At 66.2% G+C, this 8,127-nt stretch carries 10 protein-coding genes and 1 pseudogene; 10 read left to right on the forward strand and 1 reads right to left on the reverse strand.

Features of this window, described 5'->3' with window-relative positions:
- Positions 1–48 precede the first annotated feature (48 nt).
- The 8 genes and pseudogenes from CQY20_RS13420 to CQY20_RS13455 form a co-directional block, all read left to right on the forward strand.
- Entirely contained in the window at positions 49–435 is a 387-nt protein-coding gene (locus tag CQY20_RS13420) for a nuclear transport factor 2 family protein (protein ID WP_097940570.1), read from the forward strand.
- A gap of 7 nt (positions 436–442) precedes the next feature.
- The gene (locus CQY20_RS13425) at positions 443–949 is read left to right on the forward strand and encodes a metallophosphoesterase family protein (RefSeq protein ID WP_097940571.1); all 507 of its coding nucleotides are present in this window, start codon (positions 443–445) and stop codon (positions 947–949) included.
- Positions 942–1,355 carry an MmcQ/YjbR family DNA-binding protein gene (locus CQY20_RS13430; protein WP_097940572.1) on the forward strand — a complete coding sequence of 138 codons (414 nt, stop codon included), beginning with the start codon at positions 942–944 and terminating at the stop codon, positions 1,353–1,355. Before CQY20_RS13425 ends, CQY20_RS13430 begins: the two co-directional genes overlap by 8 nt.
- Positions 1,356–1,496: 141 nt before the next feature.
- Positions 1,497–1,997, forward strand: a complete 501-nt coding sequence (locus CQY20_RS13435; protein WP_097940573.1) for a DoxX family protein — start codon at positions 1,497–1,499, stop codon at positions 1,995–1,997.
- A gap of 82 nt (positions 1,998–2,079) precedes the next feature.
- Positions 2,080–2,586: an RNA polymerase sigma factor gene (locus CQY20_RS13440; RefSeq protein WP_234816232.1), complete on the forward strand. Its 507-nt coding sequence runs from the start codon at positions 2,080–2,082 to the stop codon at positions 2,584–2,586.
- A complete protein-coding gene (locus CQY20_RS13445; protein ID WP_097940575.1) occupies positions 2,583–3,278 on the forward strand; it encodes a Rieske (2Fe-2S) protein in 696 nt (231 codons plus the stop codon). Before CQY20_RS13440 ends, CQY20_RS13445 begins: the two co-directional genes overlap by 4 nt.
- Before the next feature lie 25 nt (positions 3,279–3,303).
- Positions 3,304–5,181, forward strand: a complete 1,878-nt coding sequence (locus CQY20_RS13450) for an alkyl/aryl-sulfatase (RefSeq protein WP_097940576.1) — start codon at positions 3,304–3,306, stop codon at positions 5,179–5,181.
- Between the two features lie 35 nt (positions 5,182–5,216).
- Positions 5,217–5,594: pseudogene (locus CQY20_RS13455) on the forward strand (MMPL family transporter); the annotation flags it as partial.
- Here the strand turns inward: CQY20_RS13455 and CQY20_RS13460 are convergent.
- On the reverse strand, positions 5,562–6,323 hold the full coding sequence (locus CQY20_RS13460) for an SDR family NAD(P)-dependent oxidoreductase (protein ID WP_097940577.1): 762 nt from the start codon (positions 6,321–6,323) through the stop codon (positions 5,562–5,564). The pseudogene CQY20_RS13455 and the gene CQY20_RS13460 sit on opposite strands and share 33 nt — an antisense overlap.
- A gap of 17 nt (positions 6,324–6,340) precedes the next feature.
- Between CQY20_RS13460 and CQY20_RS13465 the strand changes: the two genes are divergently transcribed.
- Positions 6,341–6,949 carry a histidine phosphatase family protein gene (locus CQY20_RS13465; protein WP_097940578.1) on the forward strand — a complete coding sequence of 203 codons (609 nt, stop codon included), beginning with the start codon at positions 6,341–6,343 and terminating at the stop codon, positions 6,947–6,949.
- Positions 6,950–6,958: 9 nt separating this feature from the next.
- Positions 6,959–7,996, forward strand: a complete 1,038-nt coding sequence (locus CQY20_RS13470) for a phosphotransferase family protein (protein ID WP_097940579.1) — start codon at positions 6,959–6,961, stop codon at positions 7,994–7,996.
- Positions 7,997–8,127 lie beyond the last annotated feature (131 nt).

Raw genomic sequence — 8,127 nt, forward strand, 5'->3', positions numbered from 1 at the left:
AAAGATAGTAAGTGGTTACAATCTTTTTTTGGAGTTAGGGTCGAACTCATGACGCCGCCACCCGTGATTGCACGCTGGATCGACATCGTCGAAAACGGCGACTTCACCCAACTCGAAGAGCTGCTCGCCGCCGACGCGGTGTTCTATTCGCCGGCCGTGTTCACGCCGCAGGAGGGCCGCGACAAGACCCTCGCGTATCTGACCGCGGCGGGAAAGATGTTCGCCGACACCGACTTCGGATACGTCGAGAAGTGGTACGGCGATCGCTCGGCGATCCTCGAGTTCGCGGCCACGATCGACGGCAAGCACGTCAACGGAATCGACATGATCCACTGGAACGACGCCGAGGAGATCACCTCGATCAAGGTGATGATGCGCCCGCTGCAGGGACTGCAGGCGGTGGTGCCGAAGATGGCCGAACTACTCACCCACTAGTCAGATCGTGCGGTTGCTGCTGATCTCCGACACCCACGTTCCCAAACGCGCCCGCGACCTGCCGCAACAGGTGTGGGACGAGGTCGCCCGCGCCGACGTCGTCGTGCACGCAGGCGACTGGGTCGAACCGTCGCTGCTCGACACGCTGCACGCACGGTCCAAACGGCTCGTCGCGTGCTGGGGCAACAACGACGGCGCCGAACTGCGTGCGCGGCTGCCCGAACGCGCCGACGTCGTCCTCGGCGGGCTGAAGTTCACCATTGTACACGAAACCGGCGCGGCCACCGGCCGCGACGCCCGCATGGCCAAGGCCTATCCGGACACCGACGTGCTGGTGTTCGGGCACAGCCACATCCCGTGGGACACCACCGCGAGCACCGGTCTGCGGCTGCTCAACCCCGGCTCGCCGACCGACAGGCGCAGGCAACCGTTCTGCACCTACATGACGGCCACCGTCCATAACGGCGTGCTGTCCGACGTCAGGCTGCACCGGCTGGAGCGCCGCGATGCGTGACCGGCCCGCCAAGGTCGGCGATGTCCACCAGATCGCCTCGGGGATGCCGCATGTCAAGCGGATCGAGGGGCCGAAGGGCAACCCGATCTATCAGGTCGGCGGCAAGTCGTTCGTGTTCTTCCGGACCCCGCAACCCGACGCCGAGGATCCCGATACCGGCGAGCGCTACACCGACGTGATCATGATCTGGGTGGAGTCCGAAGCCGACAAGCTGGCGCTCATCCAGGACCCGTCGTCGCCGTTCTTCACCACCGACCGCTTCGACGGCCACCCGTCGGTGTTGGTGCGCGCCAGCGACCTGAGCCGGATCGGCAAACAGGAGCTCACCGAGCTTATCCAGGACGCCTGGCTGTCGAGGGCGTCCAAGCGGCGCGCCGAGCGCTGGCTGGCCGAGCGCGATCTCTAGTCTGCGGCAGCCGCTTTGGCGTGGCGCGTGCCGTGCTGCACGACGGTGTCGCCGGGGTTTGCCCCGTTCAACCGGATCGAGATCGCGGGTGTAACCCGGCGGCCTATCTGTGTTGGGGGTACTCAAACGAAAGGCCAACCCATGTCGCAGCGTGAACTCTCGCTTGCCCAGCTGTGCGCAACCCGCCCCGTCGGTGCGGTCGCTTTGATCCGGCTGTACGTCGGGCTCATCTTCGTCGGGGAGGGAATTCTGAAGTTCACCCGGGCCGACGCCCTCGGGCCCGGCCGATTCGAGAAGGCCGGCATCCCCGCCGGCTCGTTCTTCGCCTACTTCGACGGCACGTTCGAAGTCATTTGCGGCGCCTTGATCCTGATCGGGCTGCTCACCAGGCTGGCCGCGGTGCCGATGGTCGTCGACATGATCGGCGCGTTGGCCATCACCAAGCTGCCCATCCTGTGGGGCAGCGCGCCGCTGTACCCGAAGGAACACGGATTCTGGGACTTCTTCCACGAGGGCCGGTTGGAGGTCGCGATGCTCTGCGGCAGCCTCTTCCTGCTCGTCGTCGGCTCGGGGGCATATGCGCTGGACGCGCGCTTGAGCCACACCGGCGTGTCAGCGCGTGTCAAAGATGCCGCGCACTAGCCGGCTGAGCACCGAGAATGAGGCGCGCCCGCTAAGGCGAGGGCATGCGCGCACGTCGCGCCTGGAGGGAGGGCTGCGATCGGTGACAGGTCCGGCGTATCCGGACTGGGATGCGGTCTACCGCGACAACATCGGCTGGGTGTACCGGTTGATGTATTCAAAGGTGGGCAATCAGCCCGACGCCGAGGACCTCACCGCCGAGGTGTTCATGACGGCGCTCAAGCCGTTGCGGGTCTCGGCCACCGTGCCGGAAGTGCGCAAGTACCTGAAGATGACGGCACGGACAGTGCTCGCCTCACACTGGCGAGACCGGATGGGACGCGAAGTGACGCGGATCGAGGAAGACATCCAGGAGGGTCCCGCCGACGATGGCGGCCAGCCGACCGCCGAATCCGGCACGGGGGACCGAGTGCGTTGGCTGCTGGCCAAACTGCCGGACAACTACCGACAGATCCTGGAACTGCGCTTCCTGCAAGCGTTCTCGGCGCGTGATGCCGCCAAGCAGATGGGGGTAAGCGTCGCCAATGCAAAGGTGTTGCAGCACCGGGCACTGAAGATGGCGGCACGCCTGGGCGGGGAGGCACCGTGAGCGGGCGAACAGTGCGTCGCTTCGTCGACAACCTGCTGAACAACCGCCGTAGCGAGCGTGCGCACCCTGACGACATCGAGGCGCGCGAAATGAAGACGGCGATCCAGTTGCGTGCCGCCAGGGCCGGCAGCGACGCGCCGCGCGAGGAGTTCGTCACTGAACTGCACCGCCGGCTGACCGCGCATCTGGAGGAGGGGGGCGACATCCGACGTGCGGGCACCGGAACCCGACGGGCGGTGCTCGTCGGCACCGGGCTCGCCGCCGCGTCGGCGGCCGGCGGCATCGTCATCGGCCGCAACCTGTTGACACCCAATCGCTCTCCATCGCAAGGGGCTCCCCCGCCGCAGACGGAACTGGAACCCAACGCGGGAGCGTGGTATGCCGTCGGCAGGAGCGCCGAACTGCCCGACGGCGGGGCGCTGGCTTTCGACGTCGGAGCGGTGAACGGATTCGTGCATCGCAGCGACGCGCAATTGGAAGCCGTGTCCGGCGTCTGCACGCATCAGGGCTGCAAGCTCTGGCTCGACTCGGCCGAGGGCAGGCTACGTTGCCCGTGCCACTCGACGTCGTTCTCGCTGCAAGGTGAGACGATGACGCATCAGCTGCCGACCGCGCCAGCGCCTCTCCCGAAACTGCAGGTGCGCGAAATCGACGGTATGATCCAAGTTTTCGCGCCAACCAAGCCCGCCTGAGCCGATTTGGTGGCAGGGTCGGCGCATGGACCAGAAGCCGCCCACCGCCGTCATCGAAGCCGCCCACCGCGAGCAGCGCAGCAGCTTGCCGTTCGCCGACACCGCCGATTTCGCCGACGCCGACAGGGGATTCATCGCCGCGCTGGAACCGTGTGTCATCAAGGCCGCGGACGGTCGTGTCGTGTGGGACAACGACCTCTACGGCTTTCTGACCGGTGATGAGCCGACGAGCGTGCATCCCAGCCTGTGGCGGCAGAGTCAACTCTGCGCAAAGCAGGGTCTGTACGAAGTGGTGGAGGGCATTTACCAGGTCCGCGGCCTCGACCTGTCCAACATCAGCTTCGTCGAGGGCGACACCGGCATCATCGTCATCGACCCACTGGTGTCGACCGAGACGGCGGCGGCTGCGCTGGCGCTGTACCGGACCCATCGCGGGGACCGCCCGGTCGTCGCGGTCATCTACACCCACAGCCACGTCGACCACTTCGGCGGGGTGCTCGGGGTGACGACGCAGGCCGACGTCGACGCAGGCAAGGTCGTGGTGATCGCGCCCGAGCACTTCACCGAGCACGCCGTGCAGGAGAACGTGTACGCAGGCACCGCGATGGCGCGCCGCGCCGGCTACATGTACGGCGCCGCGTTGGCGCGGGGGCCGCAGGGGCAGGTGGGGTGCGGCCTCGGCCAGACTCCCTCCACCGGGGAAGTGGCGCTGATCGTGCCGACGCTCGACATTTGCGAGACGGGCCAGACCCACACCATCGACGGAGTCGAGATCGAATTCCAGATGGCGCCCGGCACCGAGGCACCCGCCGAAATGCACTTCTATTTCCCGAAATTTCGCGCGCTGTGCATGGCCGAGAACGCCACGCACAACCTGCACAATCTGCTCACGCTGCGGGGCGCATTGGTGCGCGACCCGCACGGATGGGCCGGCTATCTGACCGAGGCCATCGACACGTTCGCCGACCGCGCCGACGTGGTGTTCGCGTCGCATCACTGGCCGACGTGGGGCAAGGACCGGATCGTGGAATTCCTGTCGCTGCAACGTGATCTCTACTCCTACCTCCACGACCAGACGTTGCGACTGTTGAATCAGGGCTACACCGGAATCGAGATCGCCGAGAACTTCCAGATGCCGCCCGCGCTGGAGAAGGCGTGGCACACCCGCGGCTACTACGGTTCGGTGAGCCACAACGTCAAGGCCGTCTACCAGCGTTATATGGGATGGTTCGACGGCAACCCAGCCAGGCTGTGGGCGCATCCACCGGAGGCGATCGGCCCTCGCTATGTCGAGGCGATGGGCGGTATCGACAACGTGGTGGCCATCGCCCGCAAGGCCTACGAAGACGGAGACTTTCGCTGGGCGGCAACGCTTCTCGATCACACGATTTTCACCGACCGCAACCACGTGGGGGCTCGCGAACTGTACGCCGACACGTTGGAGCAGCTGGCGTACGGCGCGGAGAACGGCGTCTGGCGCAACTTCTTCCTCGGCGGCGCGACGGAGCTGCGGGAAGGCAACTTCGGGACGCCGACCCAGGCGGTGTCGCCGACGCTGCTGGCGCAGCTGACACCGGAGCAGATGTTCGACACGTTGGCGATCAACATCAACGGCCCGCGGGCATGGGATCTGGATGTCGCCGTCGACGTCACGTTCCTCGACACGGCGACCAACTACCGGTTGACGCTGCGCAACGGCGTGCTGGTCTACCGCAAGGCACCCACCGACGAATCGACCGCACAGGCCACGATCAAACTCGCAAACAAGGTGCGGCTGTTGACGTTCGCCGCAGGCGATGCGGATTCACCCGGACTGGAGATCATCGGCGACGCCGACGCACTACCGTCGATCATGGCCGTCGTCGACCGGCCGGATCCGAACTTCAACATCATCGAGCCCTGATCCGCAGCGACCGCAACGACGGGACAAAGGCCGGAACCGAGGTGTTCCTGGTGGCCCGCATCCGCGAATTCTGGCTGGAATCGGACCAGACTCATGCCGACAACGACGAGAGCGTCGCGCTGGGCATCGCCCGCACCGGACGGGTTGTCACCGCTGCCGCACTGGTGATGTCGATTTTGTTCGCATCGTTGATGGTCGCGCAGGTTTCGATCATGCGGATGTTCGGTCTCGGCCTCGCGCTGGCCGTTCTCGTGGACGCCACGCTGGTCAGGATGATGCTGTTGCCCGCATTCATGCATGTCCTCGGCCGCTGGAACTGGTGGGCGCCCAAGCCGTTGAGACGCCTGCATGACCGCATCGGGATCAGCGAGGTCGGCGAGCTACGGGATGCCGCCGTCCACGCGCAGGATTGACCCGCTGGTGTAGGTGGACGCGTCGGACGCCAGATACAAAGCGGCACCGATGATTTCGGGCGGATAGCCGAGCCGCTTGAGCGCGAAGGACTGCGCACCCTTCGTCGTCGCCGGAATGTCCCACGCCTTGCTGATGTCGGTGAGGAAGGGGCCGGGCATCAACGTGTTGACCCGCACCGTCGGGCCGAACGCCAGCGCGAGCCCTTCGGTCAGCGCGTTGAGCCCGGCCTTGGCGGCCGAATACGGCAACTGCGCCGGCTGGGGACGTCGCGACCCGCTGGAACTGACGTTGATGATCGACCCGCCACCGTCGGCGACCATCCGCTCGCCCACCAACGTCGACAGGCGAAACGGGCCCTTGAGGTTGAGGTTGACGACGGCGTCGAACATCTTCTCGGTCACCGAACCCAGCGACTCGTAGAGCGGCGACATCCCGGCGTTGTTGATCAGCACGTCCACCTTGCCGAACCGGTCGTAGGCGGCCTCGACGAGGCCGTCGAGCTGATCCCAGCGGCCTACATGCACCTGATACGGCATCGCGGCGCGGCCGGTGGCCTGCGAGATCTCTGCGGCCGTGGCCTCACACACCTCCAGTTTGCGGCTGGCGATGATGACGTCGGCGCCGCACTTCGCCGCGGCGAACGCCATCTCCCGGCCGAGGCCACGGCTGCCACCGGTCACCAGCACGACCCGGTCGGTGAGGTCGAACAGCTCGTCGGCGTAACCCATGGCCTTATGGTGTCACGGTGCAACTCCTACTGGTCCGGCACGCGTTACCGCTGCGCAGCGAGCCAGGCGAGGGCTCGGATCCAGACCTATCCGCAGACGGCGTCGCGCAGGCCAAACGGCTCCCCGACGCGTTGGCGCGGTTTCCCATCACCCGGCTGGTCAGCAGCCCGCAGAAGCGCTCCATCCAGACGGCGGCGCCGGTAGCCGATGCGCTAGGGCTCGGCATCGACATCGACGACCGCATCGCCGAGTACGACCGCGACCTCGCGCACTACATCCCGATCGAGCAGATCGCCGCGGAGTACCCCGAGGAGTTGGCCCGGCTGGCCAGCGGCCACCTCCCCAGCGCCGTGGACGAGGCCGCGTTCCTGCGGCGCGTCACCGAGGGGATCAACGACATCGCCGCCGCAAGCGATCACCAGGACACTGTCGCGGTGTTCACCCACGGCGGGGTGATCAACGCGCTGCTGCACGTCATCCTGCGCACCGAGAGGATCCTGTGCGTGAACGTCGACTACGCGGGCATCACCCGGGTGCTGCGTTCCCGCAAAGGCGACCTCTACGTCGCCTCGGTCAACGGCACCGAACACGTATGGGATCTGCTCCCGAGAAATCAACGGTGGTAAACAAGTCCGATGACCAGCTCGTCAACTTCGCTCGACGGCCTCGACCTCGTCGCCCTGGACCGGCACCTGCGGGAAGTGGAGGTGCCGCGCAGCGGCGAACTGCGCGGGCAGCTGATCTCCGGCGGCCGTTCCAACCTGACCTTCCTGGTGTCCGACGACGCGGCGAAGTGGGTGCTGCGCAGGCCGCCGCTGCACGGGCTGACCCCGTCGGCGCACGACATGGCGCGCGAGTACCGCGTCGTCGCCGCGCTGCGTGACACACCCGTTCCGGTCGCCCGCGCGGTGACCATGCGCAACGACGACGCCGTGGGCGGCGCACCCTTCCAGATGGTGGAGTACGTCGAGGGCCGCGTCGTTCGGCACGCCGAAGAGCTCGAGGCGCTTGGCGACAAGGACACCATCAGCGCCTGCGTCGACGCGCTGATCAAGGTGCTGGCCGATCTGCATGCGGTCGACCCGAACGCCGTCGGGCTGGCCGACTTCGGCAAGCCGACCGGATATCTGGAACGGCAGGTGCGGCGCTGGGGCTCGCAGTGGGAGCTGGTGAAGCGGGAGAATGACCGCTTCGACGCCGACGTGCGGCGGCTGCATTCGGCTCTTTCCGAAGCGATTCCGGCTCAGGGCCGAGCCTCGATCGTGCACGGCGACTACCGCATCGACAACACGATGCTCGACTCCGGCGACCCCACGAAAGTGCTCGCGGTGCTGGACTGGGAGATGTCGACGCTGGGCGATCCGATCAGCGATGCCGCGTTGATGTGCGTCTACCGCCACCCGTTGTTCAACGTGATCCACGCGAGTTCAGCGTGGGCCTCACCGCTCATGCCCGAGGCCGACGAACTGGCGCAACGCTATTCGGTTGCGGCGGGGCAGTCGTTGGACAACTGGGACTTCTACACCGCGCTCGGCTATTTCAAGGTGGCGATCATCGCCGCGGGCATCGCATTTCGCGCCAGAATGGGTGGCGGCGTCGCCGCCGACACCGACGAGGTGGACCAGGCGGTCGGTCCGCTGATCGCCGAGGGTCTGCGCGTTCTCAAGCGCTGACTTTAAACGCTGACTTTCATGGCCGAGCAGTCGCAGACTCGCACAAAATGGCGCGGCGATTTCTGGGGGTGATTGCAACAGCCACCTTGTTGGAGGTTGTTGTGTATCTGAAGGCTTATCCCTGGATTATG

Origin of the sequence: Mycolicibacterium agri (genome assembly GCF_002553505.1) — a bacterium.
Classification (GTDB): Bacteria; Actinomycetota; Actinomycetes; order Mycobacteriales; family Mycobacteriaceae; genus Mycobacterium; species Mycobacterium agri.

What these genes read in the sequence shown, in the direction of transcription:
- CQY20_RS13435 (WP_097940573.1), top strand. Translation starts at nt 1,497, where the DNA reads ATGTCGCAGCGTGAACTCTCGCTTGCCCAGCTGTGCGCAACCCGCCCC.
- CQY20_RS13430 (WP_097940572.1), top strand. Translation starts at nt 942, where the DNA reads ATGCGTGACCGGCCCGCCAAGGTCGGCGATGTCCACCAGATCGCCTCG.
- CQY20_RS13460 (WP_097940577.1), bottom strand. Translation starts at nt 6,323, where the DNA reads ATGGGTTACGCCGACGAGCTGTTCGACCTCACCGACCGGGTCGTGCTG.
- CQY20_RS13420 (WP_097940570.1), top strand. Translation starts at nt 49, where the DNA reads ATGACGCCGCCACCCGTGATTGCACGCTGGATCGACATCGTCGAAAAC.
- CQY20_RS13470 (WP_097940579.1), top strand. Translation starts at nt 6,959, where the DNA reads ATGACCAGCTCGTCAACTTCGCTCGACGGCCTCGACCTCGTCGCCCTG.
- CQY20_RS13450 (WP_097940576.1), top strand. Translation starts at nt 3,304, where the DNA reads ATGGACCAGAAGCCGCCCACCGCCGTCATCGAAGCCGCCCACCGCGAG.